17 protein-coding genes are annotated in these 17,714 nt (G+C 61.9%); 8 read left to right on the top strand and 9 right to left on the bottom strand.

What is annotated here, in order from left to right; genetic code table 11:
• Positions 1 to 257 precede the first annotated feature (257 nt).
• The 4 genes from BN1188_RS06085 to BN1188_RS06070 form a co-directional block, all read right to left on the bottom strand.
• Positions 258 to 719 carry an inhibitor of vertebrate lysozyme family protein gene (locus tag BN1188_RS06085; protein ID WP_052469176.1) on the bottom strand — a complete coding sequence of 154 codons (462 nt, stop codon included), beginning with the start codon at positions 717 to 719 and terminating at the stop codon, positions 258 to 260.
• 1 nt (position 720) lies between these two features.
• Positions 721 to 885 (bottom strand): DUF1328 domain-containing protein, encoded by a 165-nt coding sequence (locus tag BN1188_RS06080; protein ID WP_040260491.1) that lies wholly within the window; start codon positions 883 to 885, stop codon positions 721 to 723.
• A gap of 37 nt (positions 886 to 922) precedes the next feature.
• Positions 923 to 1,204: a hypothetical protein gene (locus tag BN1188_RS06075; protein ID WP_040260490.1), complete on the bottom strand. Its 282-nt coding sequence runs from the start codon at positions 1,202 to 1,204 to the stop codon at positions 923 to 925.
• Positions 1,205 to 1,402: 198 nt separating this feature from the next.
• Positions 1,403 to 2,245, bottom strand: a complete 843-nt coding sequence (locus tag BN1188_RS06070) for a BON domain-containing protein (protein WP_040260489.1) — start codon at positions 2,243 to 2,245, stop codon at positions 1,403 to 1,405.
• A gap of 141 nt (positions 2,246 to 2,386) precedes the next feature.
• On the opposite strand from BN1188_RS06070, the gene algB reads away from it, so the two are divergent.
• Entirely contained in the window at positions 2,387 to 3,733 is a 1,347-nt protein-coding gene (algB, locus tag BN1188_RS06065; RefSeq protein WP_040260488.1) for a sigma-54-dependent response regulator transcription factor AlgB, read from the top strand.
• Positions 3,734 to 3,741: 8 nt separating this feature from the next.
• Positions 3,742 to 5,514: an ATP-binding protein gene (locus tag BN1188_RS06060; protein ID WP_040260579.1), complete on the top strand. Its 1,773-nt coding sequence runs from the start codon at positions 3,742 to 3,744 to the stop codon at positions 5,512 to 5,514.
• 16 nt (positions 5,515 to 5,530) lie between these two features.
• On the opposite strand, the gene BN1188_RS06055 is transcribed toward BN1188_RS06060, so the two are convergent.
• From BN1188_RS06055 to BN1188_RS06045, 3 genes are all read right to left on the bottom strand, one after another.
• The gene (locus BN1188_RS06055) at positions 5,531 to 6,319 is read right to left on the bottom strand and encodes an N-acetylmuramoyl-L-alanine amidase (RefSeq protein ID WP_040260487.1); all 789 of its coding nucleotides are present in this window, start codon (positions 6,317 to 6,319) and stop codon (positions 5,531 to 5,533) included.
• Positions 6,320 to 6,371: 52 nt separating this feature from the next.
• Complete coding sequence (locus BN1188_RS06050; protein WP_040260485.1) at positions 6,372 to 8,465, bottom strand: GGDEF domain-containing protein; 2,094 nt, start codon at positions 8,463 to 8,465, stop codon at positions 6,372 to 6,374.
• Positions 8,466 to 8,551: 86 nt separating this feature from the next.
• Entirely contained in the window at positions 8,552 to 9,193 is a 642-nt protein-coding gene (locus BN1188_RS06045) for a thiol:disulfide interchange protein DsbA/DsbL (protein WP_040260484.1), read from the bottom strand.
• Between the two features lie 176 nt (positions 9,194 to 9,369).
• On the opposite strand from BN1188_RS06045, the gene yihA reads away from it, so the two are divergent.
• A complete protein-coding gene (gene yihA, locus BN1188_RS06040; RefSeq protein WP_040260483.1) occupies positions 9,370 to 10,014 on the top strand; it encodes a ribosome biogenesis GTP-binding protein YihA/YsxC in 645 nt (214 codons plus the stop codon).
• A 251-nt stretch (positions 10,015 to 10,265) separates the two neighbouring features.
• Here the strand turns inward: yihA and polA are convergent, their stop codons facing one another.
• Positions 10,266 to 13,028 carry a DNA polymerase I gene (gene polA, locus BN1188_RS06035; protein ID WP_040260482.1) on the bottom strand — a complete coding sequence of 921 codons (2,763 nt, stop codon included), beginning with the start codon at positions 13,026 to 13,028 and terminating at the stop codon, positions 10,266 to 10,268.
• A 211-nt stretch (positions 13,029 to 13,239) separates the two neighbouring features.
• On the opposite strand from polA, the gene BN1188_RS06030 reads away from it, so the two are divergent.
• Positions 13,240 to 13,527 (top strand): DUF2782 domain-containing protein, encoded by a 288-nt coding sequence (locus tag BN1188_RS06030; RefSeq protein ID WP_040260481.1) that lies wholly within the window; start codon positions 13,240 to 13,242, stop codon positions 13,525 to 13,527.
• Positions 13,528 to 13,590: 63 nt separating this feature from the next.
• On the top strand, positions 13,591 to 14,541 hold the full coding sequence (locus BN1188_RS06025; RefSeq protein ID WP_040260480.1) for a homoserine kinase: 951 nt from the start codon (positions 13,591 to 13,593) through the stop codon (positions 14,539 to 14,541).
• A 38-nt stretch (positions 14,542 to 14,579) separates the two neighbouring features.
• Here the strand turns inward: BN1188_RS06025 and znuA are convergent, their stop codons facing one another.
• Positions 14,580 to 15,548, bottom strand: coding sequence for a zinc ABC transporter substrate-binding protein ZnuA (znuA, locus tag BN1188_RS06020; protein WP_408633581.1), 969 nt, complete (start codon positions 15,546 to 15,548; stop codon positions 14,580 to 14,582).
• 58 nt (positions 15,549 to 15,606) lie between these two features.
• On the opposite strand from znuA, the gene BN1188_RS06015 reads away from it, so the two are divergent.
• The 3 genes from BN1188_RS06015 to znuB are packed head-to-tail and all read left to right on the top strand — an operon-like array spanning position 15,607 to position 17,643.
• The gene (locus BN1188_RS06015; protein ID WP_040260479.1) at positions 15,607 to 16,092 is read left to right on the top strand and encodes a Fur family transcriptional regulator; all 486 of its coding nucleotides are present in this window, start codon (positions 15,607 to 15,609) and stop codon (positions 16,090 to 16,092) included.
• The gene (gene znuC / locus BN1188_RS06010) at positions 16,092 to 16,865 is read left to right on the top strand and encodes a zinc ABC transporter ATP-binding protein ZnuC (RefSeq protein ID WP_040260478.1); all 774 of its coding nucleotides are present in this window, start codon (positions 16,092 to 16,094) and stop codon (positions 16,863 to 16,865) included. The genes BN1188_RS06015 and znuC overlap by 1 nt, the downstream gene beginning before the upstream one ends.
• Positions 16,858 to 17,643 (top strand): zinc ABC transporter permease subunit ZnuB, encoded by a 786-nt coding sequence (znuB, locus tag BN1188_RS06005; RefSeq protein ID WP_040260477.1) that lies wholly within the window; start codon positions 16,858 to 16,860, stop codon positions 17,641 to 17,643. Before znuC ends, znuB begins: the two co-directional genes overlap by 8 nt.
• Positions 17,644 to 17,714 lie beyond the last annotated feature (71 nt).

The raw sequence follows: 17,714 nt of genomic DNA, 5'->3' as shown, positions 1-17,714 counted from the left end.
GTTCGGCTTTCCGAACGGCCCTGGGCGTTCCTCAGAAAAGACAGGCGGTGACAAATGGGCATGAAAAAGCCTCATTGCGCGCGGGGCGTGCTCGCCCAGCGTGCAATGAGGCTTATTTGCCTGACCCGGCCCCGATGGAAGCACTCCCTGTACTCCTAGGTCACTCCGGCGAAACTACCACCAGAGCATCCCGGCCCCTTGGTCATGTAGCAGCCCTCTTCAGGCTGTACAGGTACTGCAGTGATCGTCGAGGAACCTTAATACCAGCCAGGTTCGCTCTTGAGCTGCTCGGTCAGCATGGCCTGGATACCCTCGTCGGGGCTGCCCAGCCAGCGATAATCAGCGTGCCTGGATGGCGTCTTGTCCTCGGGCAGTGCCGTGGGGACCTTCACCCATAGCGCGTAGGCCTTGGCCTTGTTCCAGCTGAACGCAACCAGTACGCGGTTGTGCAGGCAGTCGTCAGCGCGCTCGCATACTGGCCCAACCAAATACTTTTCGCCGTCTTCCGTGACGGCGGTCATCGGCGAAGAAGCTCCGGACAAGTTCAAGACCCAGTCGGGAAGGCGTTCTTCTTTCCGCACGGCTTCTTGCCAGGCATGACGGTACTGCGTATCTGTTGCAATGAGGTTACTGGCTCGCTCCTGGCCATCGTTATCCGCCCAAGCGTTGGTAGCGGCGACTGTGGCAACCAGAGCTATACCACGCAACCAGCCCTTCATGTCACGGGCGCCCACGGCGGCCGAAGAAGAAGGACACCACGAACAGCACCAGGAAAATAACGAACAGTATCTTGGCGATACCTGCGGCGGTGCCGGCGATGCCACCGAAGCCCAGTACAGCGGCGATGATAGCGATGATCAGGAACGTGATAGCCCAACTCAGCATGGTGAATCTCCTCTAGGTTGTAATCCGTGGCGCCGCGTCAAAACACCCAATGTGATTCGGCGGGGCGCTGATACTGGTCGCTTTGCTCCACTGGCTGCAGGCCAACGGCCTGGTTGCCGGATGCGCTCACCGCACTGAGGGCAGGTGCTTGCATCGAGTGCAAGGTATGGATCAACGGCTCGGCCGGCTGGTTCCAATAATGATATTGCTGGGCGCCTAGCAGGGTGAGCATCAGGGCCAGGGAAGCGAACAAGGTCTGGCGAAGGGTATGGCCGGAAGTAGGCGAGACCGAAGCAGAGCGTTGACCTGACTGTTTCATGATGACCCCCTCCAAATTCGATCGGCATCACACTGGGATGCGTTTGTTAGGGGATATTGCAGAGGTCGTGCCAGCTTCGCTTACGAAGGAAAAGCCTTAAATTACAGGGGTTTGCAGATCAAAATGACAAAGGGGACATGCGCAAGCTGCACGATGTCCCGCTTCGTCTCGGGCGAATTGCATGATGGCAAATAGATGCTACCGTGACGTGGCCATGGCAACCTTCAAAAGGTCGGTATCCACACCCCTGACGCCCCGTAGATGTCGGGCAAGGTCCGCTGCCCGGTCCTTCTCGGCCTGGCTGTCGACTTCACCACTCAGGCGGACGATTCCTTCGCTTACCTTGATCTCGATCCGCAATGCATCCAGGCCCCGCTCGTACTGATAGCTGCTGGCTAGCTTACTTCCGATCCAGGCATCGCTTATCCCGGCCTCAGTAACCGCGGCCTGTTTCTCGGCCATGGTCGTGCTCGTATCCGCCGCTCGCAGGCTGACCAGGTTATTCACCACAATCACTCCGGAAGTATGTTCCGCCAGGCTCCCGGCCCAAGTTTTAGCTTCGGCGGTCGCTGCCTGACCCGTAAGGGTGACCACGCTACCCTCGACTTTTACCTGAATGGCGGAGGAGGCGGTATCCACGCTCCAGCGCAAACGCGCTTCAAGCGTAGTCGCCAGTGTCAGGTCATCGAGCTCAATCAGCCGAGGCGATTTGACTGGTGGCCGCTCTCCAAGAGCCGGGCTGACCACCAGCTGATTATCTACGGAGGTCCCCCTGGCAACGGCCTGGGCCAGGCGCTCGGCCAGGGCTTTGTCCTCTTCACCCTCTACCTCCCCGGTCAGGCTGAGGCGTCCATCAATGACCCTGACCTGTATCTTGTCGTTGGCCAGGCGACTGTTCAGGCTGAGGGCCGTGCTGGCCGCGCCCTCGTTCCAGGCATCCTGGCGGGTGTCGGCCCAGGCCGACGTAGCACTACATAGCATGAGCAGGCTGGCCAGGGCGCTGACTAACGGTGTCCTGGCAGCTAAGCGGTTTTGCGTCATGAGGTCTTCCAGGCGGATCGAACCGAAGGGCAACGCAGCCAGCGCTACCCGGCAAAGGGTGAAATCGTTCAGAATTGACCTTGCAACTTGACCGATAATTCTCGGACTAAGAGAAGATCTTTAATTTAGGAGCGTAGGAACATGGAATCTGGTGCGGATCATCAAGGCCGTATCCTTCTGGTTGATGATGAAGCGGCCATTCTTCGCACCTTCCGCTATTGCCTCGAAGACGAAGGCTACAGTGTCGCCACCGCCAGCAGCGCGGCCCAGGCTGAAACCTTGCTGCAGCGCCAGGTATTCGACCTCTGCTTCCTGGACTTGCGCCTGGGGGAGGACAACGGCCTGGACGTGCTTGCCCAGATGCGCACGCAGGCCCCCTGGATGCGCGTAGTGATCGTTACTGCCCACTCGGCCGTGGATACGGCTGTGGATGCCATCCAGGCGGGCGCGGCCGATTATCTGGTCAAGCCTTGCAGCCCGGATCAGCTTCGCCTGGCCACGGCCAAGCAGCTGGAAGTGCGCCAATTGTCCCAGCGGCTCGAAGCGCTGGAAGGCCAGATCCGCAAGCCCAAGGACGGGCTTGATTCCCACAGCCCGGCCATGATGGTTGTGCTGGAAACGGCACGTCAGGTTGCCAATACGGACGCCAACATCCTCATCCTGGGTGAATCCGGTACCGGCAAGGGGGAGCTGGCACGGGCTATCCATGGTTGGAGCAAGCGCGCCAAGAAGGCCTGTGTCACCATCAACTGCCCGTCACTGTCCGCCGACCTGATGGAGAGCGAGCTGTTCGGCCACAGCCGTGGCGCTTTCACTGGCGCCAGCGAGAGCACCCTGGGGCGGGTCAATCAGGCTGACGGCGGTACGCTGTTCCTGGACGAGATAGGCGACTTTCCGCTGGCGTTGCAGCCCAAGCTATTGCGCTTCATTCAGGACAAGGAATATGAACGCGTGGGCGATCCGGTCACCCGCCGTGCCGATGTGCGCATCCTGGCGGCGACCAACCTGAACCTTGAAGACATGGTCAAGGAAGGGCGCTTCCGTGAAGACCTGCTTTACCGCCTTAACGTCATTACCCTGCACCTGCCGCCTTTGCGCGAGCGCAGCGAGGACATCCTCACCCTGGCCGACCGTTTCCTGGCCCGCTTTGTCAAGGAGTACGCACGCCCGGCGCGCACGTTCAGCGAGGAGGCGCGTTCAGCGCTGCTCAACTATCGCTGGCCTGGCAACATTCGTGAGCTGCGCAACGTGATTGAGCGAGCCAGCATCATCTGTCCGCAGGAACGCGTGGAAGTCAGTCACCTGGGAATGGCAGAGCAGCCGGTCAATAACGCTCCCCGCGTTGGAGCGGCCCTGAGTCTCGATGAACTGGAAAAGGCACATATCGGAGCCGTGCTTGCCAACAGCGATACCCTCGACCAGGCCGCCAGGACGCTAGGCATAGACGCGTCCACGCTTTACCGTAAACGCAAGCAATACAACCTGTGATGCCCTGGATGAAGTTGCGCACTCGACTCTTTCTCAGCATCTCGGCGTTGATGACGGTCGCCTTGCTGGGGTTGGTGCTGGGACTGGTCAGTGTTACGCAGATGGCGGCCAGCCAGCAGGGACTGCTCCAGGGAAGTTTTCATGTATTGGAAAGCGGTCTGCACCTGCGTCAGCTGCTCGGCGATCAGCTGGCGATGGCGTGGGCGGAAAAGCCTGCCCTCGAGCGCTTCGAAGCATCGCGGGTGCAATTCGAGGCCGCGCTGACCCAGGCCCAGGCGAAAGCTCCCCCACAACAAGCCGAGCAGTTCGAACGCATCGCGCAGGACTACCAAGGGTTCGCCGAACGTTTTCGCGACATAGTCCTAACCGGGGCGGATCCACGCGCCGATAACCGATTGAGCGAAGCCTTCAACAAGGTGCGCAACGACCTGATCGCGGGCCACAAGCAGTCCTTGATTGCCATCAGCGCCAATCAGCAGGTCGCCCACGATCATGCCGTGTGGATCTCAGCATTGATGGGCCTGGTGGGTATCGCCATCCTGTGCGTCGGCTTCATCACGGCGCACCGGATCGCGCGTCGCTTCGGCGAGCCCATCGAGGCGTTGGCGCTGGCCGCGGATGACATCAGCCATGGCCGCTATGACGTGACGCTACCGATTTCGGCCAGCCCCGAAATGAACCGCTTGAGCCAGCGCTTCGCAACCATGGCCGATGCGTTGCGTAACCATCAGGCGACCAACGTCAACGAATTGATCGCCGGCCAGCAACGGATGCAGGCAGTGCTGGACAGCATCGATGATGGCCTGCTGATGATCGACCGTCAGGGTTTGCTGGAGCACCTCAACCCAGTGGCGCAACGACAGCTGGGATGGGACAGTGATCGCAAGGGACTGAGCCTGGGAACCGCCCTGGACCAGCCTGATCTGGATGTTCAGCTACAGACCGTGCTGCGCGGCGGCTCTCTTGAGCGGGCGCCGGATGACCTGGAGTTCGAAGTGGACGGGGAAACCCGTTTGCTGTCCTACAGTCTGACCCCGGTCAGCCACGTTCAGGGCGATATTCTGGGCGCGGTCATGGTGTTGCATGACGTCACCGAGCAACGCGCGTTCGAACGTGTACGCAGCGAGTTCGTACTGCGGGCTTCCCATGAACTGCGCACCCCGGTCACCGGCATGCACATGGCCTTTGGCTTGCTCCAGGAACGGGTACGGTTCGAAGCCAACTCACGCGAAGCCGACTTGCTGAAAACCGTCAATGAAGAAATGCAGCGATTGATGCAGCTGATCAACGACCTGCTCAACTTTTCCCGCTACCAGAGCGGACTGCAGAAGCTGACTTTGGGGCCTTGCGTGGTCGATGACTTGCTCAGCCGCGCCAAGGATCGCTTCAGCGATGCCGCGGCTGCCCAGGGCATAGCATTGGCCCTTGAGCACGCGCAGAACCTGCCTCGGCTGCATGCCGATGAAGCTCAGCTGGACCGGGTACTCGACAATCTGATCGACAACGCTCTGCGGCACACCCCCAGCAATGGTCATATCCGACTGCAGGCCCGGCGCCACGCCGAAAGGGTGATCATCAGCGTCGAGGACAGCGGCGAAGGCATCCCCTACGGCCAGCAAGGCCGCATCTTCGAACCCTTCGTGCAGGTAGGTCGCAAGAAGGGCGGTGCCGGCCTGGGCCTGGCCTTGTGCAAGGAGATCGTGCAACTCCACGGCGGGCGCATGGGCGTGTATTCCCGTCCGGGGCAAGGCACGCAGTTCTATATGGCGCTGCCGGTCTAGGCGACGCCTGTGGCCGTCAGATCATGCCGGCCAGTACTTGCAGAATCGCGGCGGTCTCGGCATCCGGCGCGCCATCGAAGCGACTCGGCCGGTAATGCATCTGGAACGCGGCCAGCACATGGCGGGTAGCCACGTCCAAAACCCCGCTACGGCTTACTCCATAGCCTATTTTCGCCAACTGCTCCTGATACCAGGCCATGGTGGGCGGGCTCATCTCGAAATGGACCTTGGCACGGCTGACAGCCCTTGCGTCCGGCCAGAGGCCGAAGCCTTCCTTGGCCAATCGCTGCCAAGGAAAAAGCGGGCCGGGGTCCAGCTTGCGCAAGGGGGCGATATCGCTATGACCGACGATGTAGCGCGGCTCCAGGCGATAGCGGGTACGGATGTCGCGTAGCAGTGCCAGCACTGCCTGGACCTGGGCTTCGCTGTAGGGGTACCACACGCGGCCAGTGGGGGTGTCTGTGTAGCCGGGGTTGACGACTTCAATCCCAATGGACGATGAGTTCAGCCAGGTGCGGCCATCCCATTCGCTTTCACCGGCATGCCAGGTGCGGTATCGCTCATCGGCCAGCCGGTAAATGGTGGCCGGCCCATCTCCTATCAGGTAATGAGCACTGACTTGCCCATGGGTAAGCAAGGCAAGAGAGCGGTCCAGAGGGGCAGCCGTGTAGTGCAGGACTACGAACTGCACACGGCTGTCATAGTTGGCTGAAGGGTGGCTGGTATCCAGGCGCAGCCCACTGGCGCAGCCGCTCAACCACAACGCTATGGCCAGTCCGGCGAGGTTTCGCAGTTTCATGATCATCGCAAGGCAGAAAACAGGGTGTCAGTTTACATAACTCCGCCACGGTGGCGGCTCAGGCTCGCTCGATACGGTTTCGGCCGCCGTCCTTGGCCCGATACAGGGCCTGGTCCGCGCGTTTGAGGGCTGTTTCAGTGGACTCCCGCGGCTTGACGGCCGTAGTGCCCACCGACACCGTGACCACGATCCGCATGCCCTTGAAGTGGAAAGGACAGGCCTCGATGACCTGGCGCATCTTTTCCAGCACTTCGCCGGCGACTTCCGGGGTGGCGCCAGGAAACAGCGCCACGAACTCTTCACCGCCGAAGCGGGCCAGGAAATCACCCTCACGCAGTTGTCGGCGCAACTGATCGGCCACGATCTTCAGCACACGGTCGCCCGCCAGGTGGCCATAGCCGTCATTGATCGACTTGAAATGATCCAGGTCCATGATCGCCAGCTGGATTGGCGTATCGTCCTCCGGAAGCCTACCAGCAAGCGCCTCGAGGCGCTCGCTCAAGCCGGCGCGGTTGGACAGGCCGGTGAGAGGGTCCAACAGCGCCTTCTGTCGTTGCTCCTCCAACACGTTGCGATAGGCTTCGGCCTCCCGTTCCATGTTCGCCACACGCTCGGACAGCCCACGCATACGCTCGGCAACTTCCTGCTCACGGGCTTCACGCCTGCGCCGATGCTCATCCACCGAGCCCAGCAAGCCATCGAGGCGCGACTCCAGCAAGCGTTTGAGGCCATCGGCATCAGCAGTGGCAGCCACACTCTCATGCAACCCACCTACCTGCTCGCGCAGTTCCGTGTCGAGCTGGCGCGCCTGGTCCTGGCTTTCAGCATGGTCCAGGCTGGCTACCTGGAGCTGGCCATGGAACCATGCCAGTCGCTCATTGATCTGCTCAAGGTAGCGCTGTAGCTCCTGTTGCCCATTGTCACTGATAGCCAACACCATGGCCGCCAGGTCGTCCAGAAGAGGTAGCAACTCGTACCAATTCAAGCCATGGTCGAGCCGCTCTCGCATGGAATCCGCTTTCTCCAACAGCTTCTGCGGAAGCACCAGGTCATCCAGCATTTTCAGCAAGGTGCTTTCAATATGGGTGGCCACCGAGCTGTAGGTAGGCTCGGCATGCGCCGCCAGGCTATAGCCTTCGGTCTGCGCCTCGGGGTCCGTGCTCAGCGCTTCGGCCAGGCTCAGCGGCAACGGCAGGATATCCAGCGCGGCGGGGGTCAGCGCAACCTTGGGGCAGGATTGGGGTGCAACCTCGACAAGCACATGCGGGGTGACAGCTGGTTCGGTTTCCACCGTCAGGCTGGCCGCGTCGACTTCCGACGGTTCAGGTTCCGGATCCTCTTCGGCGGCCGAGTCAGCCGTGGAGGACGCCATCAAGGGCTCAACCACGATGGTATCCCGCGCGGCGGTGACAGGCGCGAGCTCGATCTCCGGGGACGCTTGCGCGGCGAGCGAGTCGGGCTGAGGATGCAACGGCACCTCAACTCGCGCCGCCGGTTCCGTTGAGTTCGCGGCAGGCGCGTCGGCTATCGTGGGCGAGTCGGCAGATACCATTGCCGACTCGGTTTCGGCTTCAGCTCTTGCCACGGGCGCGACGGTCGGAAACGCCTCAGGTTCGATGCTCGGCTCGTCCCGGTGCCCGAACAAGCGCTCCAGCAGGCCAGGCCTGGCAGGATTGGCCACCGGGTCCAGGGAAGTCAACGCGGCGCCTTGTAACGCGCTCAGTTCGCTCAGCAACAGGGGAAGCTCGCGCGATTGCCCTATGCGCTTTTCCAGACCATGGGCGAATTTTTTCAGGGGCTTAGCGGTTTCCCGTGGCAGCGGCAAGGTCTGCAATTGGTCCACGAGGGCATTGAGGGCGGTAGCGATCTGTGCCATCCGGGCTTCACGGCGCTGCTCGGAATCGAGCACGGTACGCTCCAGGCGAGGAATCAGCTGAGCCAGGGCAGCGTCCATATTGTCGCTGCGCACTACCTCGCGCATTTCCTTCATGCACTGGTCTACCGCCTTGTCCGAGCCCTCGGCGGCAAGGGTGCTACGCACCAGGCCGAGACGGAGCAGGTCGAGCCGAGCGTTCCAGCGGCGCTCCAGCTTTTCCTGGTCCTCGATGCTCTTGAGGTATTTTTCTTTCCAGCGCTGAGCTTCATCGGTCATGGGCAAACGAGGCCGGCGCGCAAGGTCAGGATCAGATCAGGCGTACCCTCGGGGCCAAGGGTACGTGGAAAGTCGAACGGTGGGATTTATTGGCCGGCGCCCTTGGCCGCTCGCTCTTTCTCGATCAGTGTATCGGCCACTTTGAGGGTTTCTTCAGGGCCGCCCGACGAACCGAGATCGAAGCGATACTTGCCGTTCACGATCATGGTCGGCACGCCCGTGGCACCGTAGTCCGCCGCAAGCTTCTTGTACTTGGCGACCTGGCCCTTCACCGCGAAGGAATTGTAGGTTTCCAGGAACTTGGTCTTGTCCACGCCGAGGTTGGCGACGAAGTCCGCCATTTCCTCGGGCGTCTTGAACATCTTGTGTTGCTTGTGGATGGCATCGAACACGGCGGTATGGACCTTGTGTTCCACGCCCATGGCCTCCAGGGTCACGAACATCTGGCCGTGTACGTCCCAGATGCCGCCGAACATGGCCGGAATGCGGACAAAATGGACATCGGCGGGAAGCTTTTCGACCCACGGGTTGATGGTTGGCTCGAAGGCATAGCAGTGCGGGCAGCCATACCAGAACAGCTCCACCACTTCGATCTTGCCGGGCTGGGCCACAGGCACGGGGCTTTCCAGGACGGTGTAAGGCTTGCCGCCCTGGGTGTCATCCGCATGGGCGGCAACGCCGAACAGGCTGGCCAGCGCCAATACCGCGCCGATGAACAGATTACGCATGCTTAACTCCTGGGCATGAAAGGATGGCCTTGAATACATGGCTCAAGCGGTCATGGCAAGTAACAAAGCGTTGAAGGTTGTAACCGGAGGGCTGCCGCGTGGCAACGACAGTCCATTACCCAAGGGATATACTGCGGGCCATTACGCCAAAGGCGTCTCGATTGTCCAGGATTCTCATGTCGTTCAAGAACCCCGTGCTTGGCCTTTGCCAGCAAGCTTCCTTCATGCTCAGTGCCGCGAAAGTGGACCAGTGTCCGCCCGACGCTGGTTATGAAATCGCCTTCGCCGGCCGCTCCAATGCCGGTAAATCCAGCGCGCTCAATACCCTGACCCACGCCAGCCTGGCCCGTACCTCCAAAACCCCCGGGCGTACCCAACTGCTCAATTTCTTCCGCCTGGATGACAGTCGCCGCCTGGTCGACCTGCCCGGCTACGGGTATGCGAAGGTACCTATCCCGCTCAAGCAGCATTGGCAAAAGCATCTGGAGGCCTATCTGGGCAGCCGCGAAAGCCTCAAGGGCATCATTCTGCTCATGGACGTTCGCCACCCGATGACCGACTTCGACAACATGATGCTGGACTGGTCGGTGGCCAGCGGCATGCCCATGCATATCCTGCTGACCAAGGCCGACAAACTGACCTATGGCGCCGCGAAGAACACCCTGTTCAAGGTGCAGTCCGAGATCCGCAAGGGCTGGGGCCCCTCGGTAAGCATCCAGTTGTTCTCCGCGCCCAAGCGCAGCGGCCTGGACGAAGCCTATGAAGTACTTGCCACCTGGTTGGGGCTGATGCCCGAGCCAGAACAGGCCCAAGCGGTCTGAGCGGCAGGCCGCCCGCGAAAGGTGCAGGCAAAAAAAACCCCAAACTTCATATGGGGAGGGCGAAGTTCGGGGTTCAAGTACCGGTGCCGCTTTTGGCGGGCCGGATATCTGCCAACACTTAACACAACATAGGAGCATCGAAGGGCTTCGCAGCCGTTCAGGTGCTCTGAGCCCCGATTCACAGGTTTAGTTCCTCACCGTTGCAAATTAATCGCAATAACGATGAGGTTTCATAAACTGAATGGCGCGGGTCAGTGCGCCTCGTCCCAGTTGTTGCCTATACCGACTTCCACCAGCAGCGGCACTGCCAGGCTGGCAGCTCCGGCCATGTGTGGCTGGATTTGCTCACGTACCTGCTCGACCAGATCCTCACGCACTTCCAGCACCAGTTCGTCGTGAACCTGGAGGATCATCCGCGCATCCAGGCCGCTGCTTTCAAGCCATTCATGCACCGCGATCATGGCAAGCTTGACAATATCCGCGGCCGTCCCTTGCATCGGGGCGTTGATAGCGGCCCGCTCGGCGCCACGACGCAGGGCAGGGTTCTTCGCGTTGATGTCAGGCACATGCAGCCGGCGGCCGAAAAGCGTCTCTACATAGCCCTTTTCCGCCGCCTGGGCGCGTGTGCGCTCCATGTAGCCCAAGACACCTGGGTAGCGAGTGAAGTAGCGGTCGATGTAATCCTGGGCCTGCTTGCGATCTACCCCGATCTGCTTGGCCAGGCCGAACGCGCTCATCCCGTAGATCAATCCGAAGTTGATCGCCTTGGCGCTGCGCCGCTGATCATGGGTCACGGCTTCCAACGCCACGCCGAACACTTCGGCTGCCGTTGCCCGGTGCACGTCCAGGTCATTCTGGAAGGCATGCAGCAGGCCGGCATCCTGTGCCAGGTGCGCCATGATGCGCAGCTCGATCTGCGAGTAGTCCGCCGCCAGCAGCTTGTAGCCAGGCGCGGGGATGAATGCCTGGCGAATGCGCCGACCCTCCGCGGTACGGATCGGAATGTTCTGCAGGTTCGGGTCGCTGGAGGATAAGCGGCCGGTAGCTGCTACGGCCTGCTGGTACGAGGTATGAATACGCCCGGTGCGAAGATTGATCTGCTCCGGCAGCTTATCGGTATAGGTGCTCTTGAGCTTGCTGAGGGTCCGGTACTGCATCAGAACCTTGGGCAAGGGATAGTCCTGCTCGGCCAGTTCCGCCAATACGGCCTCGGCCGTAGAGGCCTGGCCTTTGGCAGTCTTGCTGATCACCGGCATGCCTAGCTTTTCGTACAGGATCACACCCAATTGCTTGGGCGAGCCCAGGTTGAAGGTTTCCCCGGCAATGGCATAGGCCTCTTGTTCAAGGGCCATCAGCTTCTCGCCCAATTCCGCGCTCTGCACCGCAAGGAGCGCCGCATCTACCAGGGCGCCGTTTCGCTCCATCCGGGCGAGTACGGGCACCAGCGGCATCTCGATTTCCCCCAGCACACGCTCGACGCTTGGTATGGCTGCCAGGCGGGGCGCCAGGGTCTGGTGCAGGCGCAAGGTGACATCGGCATCCTCGGCCGCATAGGGGCCGGCCAGCTCCAGCGGCACCTGATCGAAGGTCAGCTGCTTGGCCCCCTTCCCGGCCACGTCAGTGAACAGGATCGTCTGGTGCCCCAAATATTTGGCCGCCAGGCTGTCCATATCATGACGTGTGGCAGTGGAATCCAGCACATAGGACTCCAGCATCGTGTCATAGGCCAGCCCGCGGACTTGAATGCCTTCGTCCAGGTCACCGCCGATGGCACAGTTAGCCAGTATGTTGATGTCGTACTTGCCATGCTGGGCCACCTTGGCCTTGGCAGGGTCTTCCAGCAAGGGCTTGAGCGCACGTAATACCTGATCCCTGTCGAGCTGGCGAGGCACGCCCATGTACGAATGAGTGAGGGGGATATAAGCAGCCTCATGAGGCTCCACGGCGAACGACAGCCCCACGAGTTCCGCAATCTGCGCATCCAGCCCTGTGGTTTCGGTGTCGAACGAGAACAACGGCGCCTTTGCCAGCTTCTCCAGCCAGCGTTCGAAGTCGGCCTGTTCAAGGATGGTTTCGTATTTCACTTCGGCGGCGGACGCTGGCGGAGCTTCCAGCGGCACGCCCTCCACAGCCGGGGCCTCGCGCTTGAGCTCTTCGAGCCAGCCCTTGAACTCCAGTTCGGAGTACAGCGCCGCGAGCATTTCCCGATCCGGCTCGCCGCACATGAGGTCTTCAATGGCAACATCCAGCACCACGTCGGTCTTGATGGTCGCCAGCTCGTACGAAAGAAACGCCATCTGGCGATGCTCTTCGAGCTTGGCCGGCAACGACTTGGCGCCTCGGATGGGCAACGTCGGGACCTTGCCCAGGTTCTCGTACAGCTCGGCCAGGCCGCCGCCGATACCCAGCAGCAGGCCTTGGGCCGTTTTTTCACCTACGCCGGGCACGCCGGGGATGTTGTCCACCTTGTCACCCATCAGGGCCAGGTAGTCGATGATGTGCTCAGGCCCTACGCCAAATTTTTCACGTACGCCGGGGATGTCCAACACAGTGCCGGTCATGGTGTTGACGAGGGTGATGTGCTCGTTCACCAGCTGGGCCATGTCCTTGTCACCGGTGGAGATGACGACATCCCGGCCTTGAGCGGCGCTGATACGCGCAAGGGTGCCGATCACGTCGTCCGCCTCTACCCCGTCGACACAGAGCAGCGGATAGCCGCTGGCGCGTACCGAGGCGTGCAGTGGCTCCACTTGCACCCGCAGGTCATCGGGCATCTTGGGGCGGTTGGCCTTGTACTCGGCGAACAGCTCATCGCGGAACGTGCCGCCCTTAGCATCGAAGACCACGGCGAAGGGGCTGTCCGGGTATTGCCGTCGCAGGCTGCGCAGCATGTTGAGCACCCCTTTCACCGCTCCGGTGGGCAGCCCCTTGGACGTAGTCAGCGGGGGCAGGGCATGGAAGGCGCGGTACAGGTAGGAAGAACCGTCTACCAGAACGAGGGGCGCTTGGGTCATAAGCAGGATCAACCTTTTGGACGTAGGGTCTGCGCGGAGCCGAGGCGCGCGGTAGCGTAGGGCCGCGCACGGGCCCGCCTTGGCCTACCGCTTGTAGATAGGCAATTCGTGCCGGTGTTCAACGCGGTCTCTGATGCGCAGATACATTTCAAGTGGTGCGAGGCCGGCGTTACTATGGCGGCTCAGCCGACCACAAAGGGACAAGGTTACCATGCACTCGCTCAAACGCCTGATGCTCGCTTCGATCCTGCTCGCCGCTCCGCTGGCGGCAATCGCGGCGGACGATGCCCCCTCCGCGGACCCGGACGTGACCATCCGCCAGGAAGGCGACAAGATGATTCAGGAATATCGCCAAAACGGATTCCTCTACGCCGTGAAAGTCACCCCCAAGCACGGCAAGCCTTACTTCCTGGTGCGCGCCGACGGTACCAGCCCGAACTTCATCCGTTCGGATCAGCCCGACATGCTCATTCCCCAATGGGAAATCTTCAAGTGGTAGACTCGCGCGGCTAATTTCAACCAGGCGCTGGCTAGCTGGCGCCGCTTCAGGCCCTGAACGACCATGTCCGTCTTTACCCCGCTGTCGCGCCCACAACTGGAAACCTTCCTGCAAGCCTACGATCTGGGCCGGCTGCGTGACTTCCAAGGCATAGCTGCGGGTACCGAAAACAGCAATTTCTTCGTCAGCCTGGAGAAGGGTGAATATGTGCTGACCCTGGTGGAGCGGGGGCCAGCCCAGGACTTGCCGTTTTTCGTCGAGCTGCTGGAGGTACTCCATCAGGCGCAGCTACCGGTACCCTTCGCCATCCCGGGTACCGATGGCGTGGCACTGCGCGAACTCGCCGGTAAACCCGCCTTGCTCCAGCCTCGGCTGGCCGGCAAGCACATCAGCGCGCCCAGCGCCGAGCACTGCAGCGAGCTGGGAGCGCTCCTGGCACGGCTGCATCTGGCCACGCGCGATCGCATCCTGCATAGACGCACCGATCGCGGCATGACCTGGATGCTGCGCGAGGGAGAACGCCTGGTCCATGGCATGGAAACCTCGGCCGCAGCCTTGCTCAACGCGGCGTTACAGGAAATTCGCGAGCAGCGTGAAGCCATCCTGGCATTACCCATGGCCAACGTGCACGGGGATCTTTTCCGCGACAACGCCATGTTCGAAGGCACCCGGCTGACTGGCGTCATCGACTTCTACAACGCCAGCGCGGGGCCCATGCTGTACGACGTGGCCATCAGCCTGAACGACTGGTGTTCAGCACCTGACGGCACCCTGCAGCCGGAACTGGCCATGGCCTTGCTCAGCGGATATGCGAGGTTGCGACCCTTTACCCGCGCCGAAGCCGAACTGTGGCCGGTGCTATTGCGCATCGCCTGCGTCCGCTTCTGGCTGTCGCGACTGATCGCAGCGCAGTCCTTCGCGGGGCGGGATGTTCTCATTCACGACCCGGCCGAATTCGAGCAGCGGCTGTCCCAGCGCCAGGTGGCGACCGTAGCCCTGCCGTTCACTGAATGATCTTGCCAGCCGGGCCTGGAGCCCGGCTCAACGAAGCGTCACAGGGCTTCCAGACAATCTGCCAGGTTGTCGGCCAAACGCCGCAGCAACTGTTCATAGCCTCGCGCGTCTGCTGTTTCCGACGCCCCGAGCGGGTCGAGTTCCGCCAGGCGCACCGGCAGCCCGGCGGTCAAGGTTTCGGCCAGCCGCGGTCGCGCAGGGGGCTCGCTGAACACGCAGCTCTTGCCGGCCCCGCTCAAGCGAGCCCGCATCTCTGCCACATGCGCCGCTCCGGGCTGTACCTCCGCCGCCACGCTGAACACCCCAACGTGCTTCAGGCCATAAGCCTGTTCGAAATAATCGAAGCCCTCATGGAACACGAAGAACGGTTTGCCAGCCACGCCTGCCAAACGTTGACGAAGTTCGCCGTCCAGCGTGGCCAGGCGTTGCTTGAAGCTTGCCAGGTTCTGCTGGTACCGGACGGCATTGGCCGGGTCGGCCTGGGCGAAATCCGCCGCCATTTTTTCCGCGATCACCGAAGCGTTGGCCGGGTCGAGCCAGAGGTGGGCGTCCAGTGAGCCTGGGCGATGATCGTGGTCATGCTCGTCGTGTTCATCACCCTGGTCGCCTGCGTGGCCTTCATCGCCGTGATCATCCACATGCGCATCGCCTTGCTCGCCGAAATGACGCAAATGCAGGCCGGGCAGGGTCTGCAGGGCCACGCTCGGCTGCTTGCGGGCCGTCAGGGCCTTGTCGAGGAAGGCTTCCATGTCCGGCCCGATCCAGTACACCAAGTCGGCCGAGCCGACCTGGCGTACATCGGATGGGCGCAACGCGTAATGGTGAGGGGACGCCCCTGGTGGCAGCAGTACGTCTGGCGTGCCCAGGCCATCCTGCACCGCGGCGGCGATCAACTGAACCGGCTTGATGCTGGTCAGCACTGAAAGCTGGGCATTGGCCAATGGGCTGAAGGCCAGGCCCAGGCCGCTACAAATGATCCATACGAAAAGCCGAGACACGGCAGGCACCCCAGAGCGGCTGAAAAGGAGTAACATAATAACGTCTCTCAACCGATGCGTCCCGCTCATGTTCACTACGCCGCTGGCCCACCGTCCCCATGACCACTCCCATTGCGTCCATTCGGCGCTGACCGAAGCCGACACCCTCTGCCAGCAGAAGGGCCTGCGCCTGACCGCGCTGCGCCGTCGCGTGCTTGAACTGGTGTGGCAGAGCCATAAGCCGCTTGGCGCGTACGACATTCTCGCTGTGCTGAGCGAGCAGGACGGCCGCCGCGCGGCGCCGCCCACGGTTTACCGAGCTCTGGATTTCCTGCTCGACAATGGCTTGGTCCACCGCATCGCCTCGCTCAACGCGTTCATGGGCTGCGTTCATCCCGAGCATGCGCACCAGGGGCAGTTCCTGATCTGCCGGACATGCCATATCGCTGTGGAACTGGAACAGCCCGGTATCACCCAGGCGATCAACGAAGGCGCCAGCACGGTCGGTTTCAGCGTTGAAACCCAAACGGTCGAAGTGGTCGGCCTATGCAGCAATTGCAAGGCAGCGGCCTGATGAGCGAGCCATTGCTGCGCCTGGAGCAGGTCAGCGTCGCTTTCGACGGTCAGGCCACGCTGGACCACGTGGATCTCCAGGTGAGCGCAGGCGAAATCGTAACCCTGATCGGCCCGAACGGGGCGGGCAAGACGACCCTGGTACGGGCGGTGCTTGGCCTGTTGCAGCCAGACAGCGGCTCGGTCTGGCGTCAGCCTCGGCTGCGGGTGGGGTACATGCCACAAAAGCTTCAGGTCGAGCCCACCTTGCCGCTTTCGGTCGTGCGCTTCCTGCGCCTGCTGCCAGGCGTGAACCGCGCCCGGGCCGAGGCCGCGCTGGCCGAGGTAGGAGCGGCCCAGGTCATCGACAAGCCGGTACAAAGCGTTTCCGGTGGCGAGCTGCAGCGTGTGCTGCTGGCCAGGGCATTGCTGCGTGAGCCGCAGTTGCTGGTACTGGACGAGCCTGTCCAGGGGGTGGATGTCGCCGGCCAGGTAGAGCTGTACCGGCTGATCACGCGCTTGCGCGATCGCCATGGCTGCGGGGTACTGATGGTGTCTCACGACCTGCACCTAGTGATGAGCACCACCGACCAGGTGGTCTGCCTGAACCGTCATGTGTGCTGCTCCGGTCATCCGGAACAGGTCAGCGGCGACCCAGCCTTCATCGAGCTCTTCGGCGACTACGCGCCAGGCCTGGCGGTGTACCACCATCATCACGACCATGCCCATACCCTGCATGGAGAGGTCATCGGTGGCCAGCCCCATGCACATGGAGCCCATTGCAATCATGGCTGACTTTCTTCTTTACGCCCTGGCGGCTGGCTTGGCGCTTGCCATTGTCGCCGGCCCTCTGGGTGCCTTCGTGGTCTGGCGGCGCATGGCCTATTTTGGCGATACGCTGTCTCATGCCGCGCTCCTGGGCGTCGCCCTCGCCCTGGCGCTAGACATCAGCCCCACCTTGGCCGTTACCCTCGGCTGCCTGATCCTGGCGGTCGTGCTGGTCACCTTGCAGCAACGCCAGCCCCTGGCTTCGGACACGCTGCTGGGCATCCTGGCGCCGAGCACCCTGTCCCTGGGGCTGGTGGCGCTAAGTTTCATGCGTGACGTACGCATCGACCTGATGAGCTATCTGTTCGGCGACCTGCTGGCCGTGAGTCCAGCGGACCTGGGCTGGATACTGGGCGGCAGCGCGCTGGTACTGGTTTTGCTAAGCCTGCTCTGGCGCCCCCTGATTGCCATTACAGTGCACGAGGAGCTGGCTCGAGTGGAAGGCTTGCCCGTGGCAGGGCTGCGCCTGGCCCTGATGCTGCTGATCGCTATCGTGATAGCCGTGGCGATGAAAATCGTCGGGGTGCTGCTGATCACTTCGCTACTGATCATTCCGGCCGCGGCCGCGCAACGCCATGCCAGGTCACCTGAGCACATGGCGCTCGGAGCCAGCCTGCTAGGGGTTCTCGCGGTACTGGCGGGGCTGGCGATGTCCTGGTTCAAGGATACGCCGGCCGGCCCGTCCATCGTGGTCAGTGCCGCCGCATTGTTCCTTGTCAGTTACACCTTGCCACGGCGGGCATGAAAGCATGGGGCTTTTTCCCGTGGGCATCCGGCGTGTAGACTTGCTCGATTTTGCCCATAAAGAGAGTGGCG

The sequence above is a fragment of the Pseudomonas massiliensis genome, from assembly GCF_000826105.1.
Taxonomy (GTDB): Bacteria; Pseudomonadota; Gammaproteobacteria; order Pseudomonadales; family Pseudomonadaceae; genus Aquipseudomonas; species Aquipseudomonas massiliensis.
The sequence above is the reverse complement of the archived record's forward strand: the minus strand, read 5'-3'. Positions and strand labels throughout refer to the sequence as shown.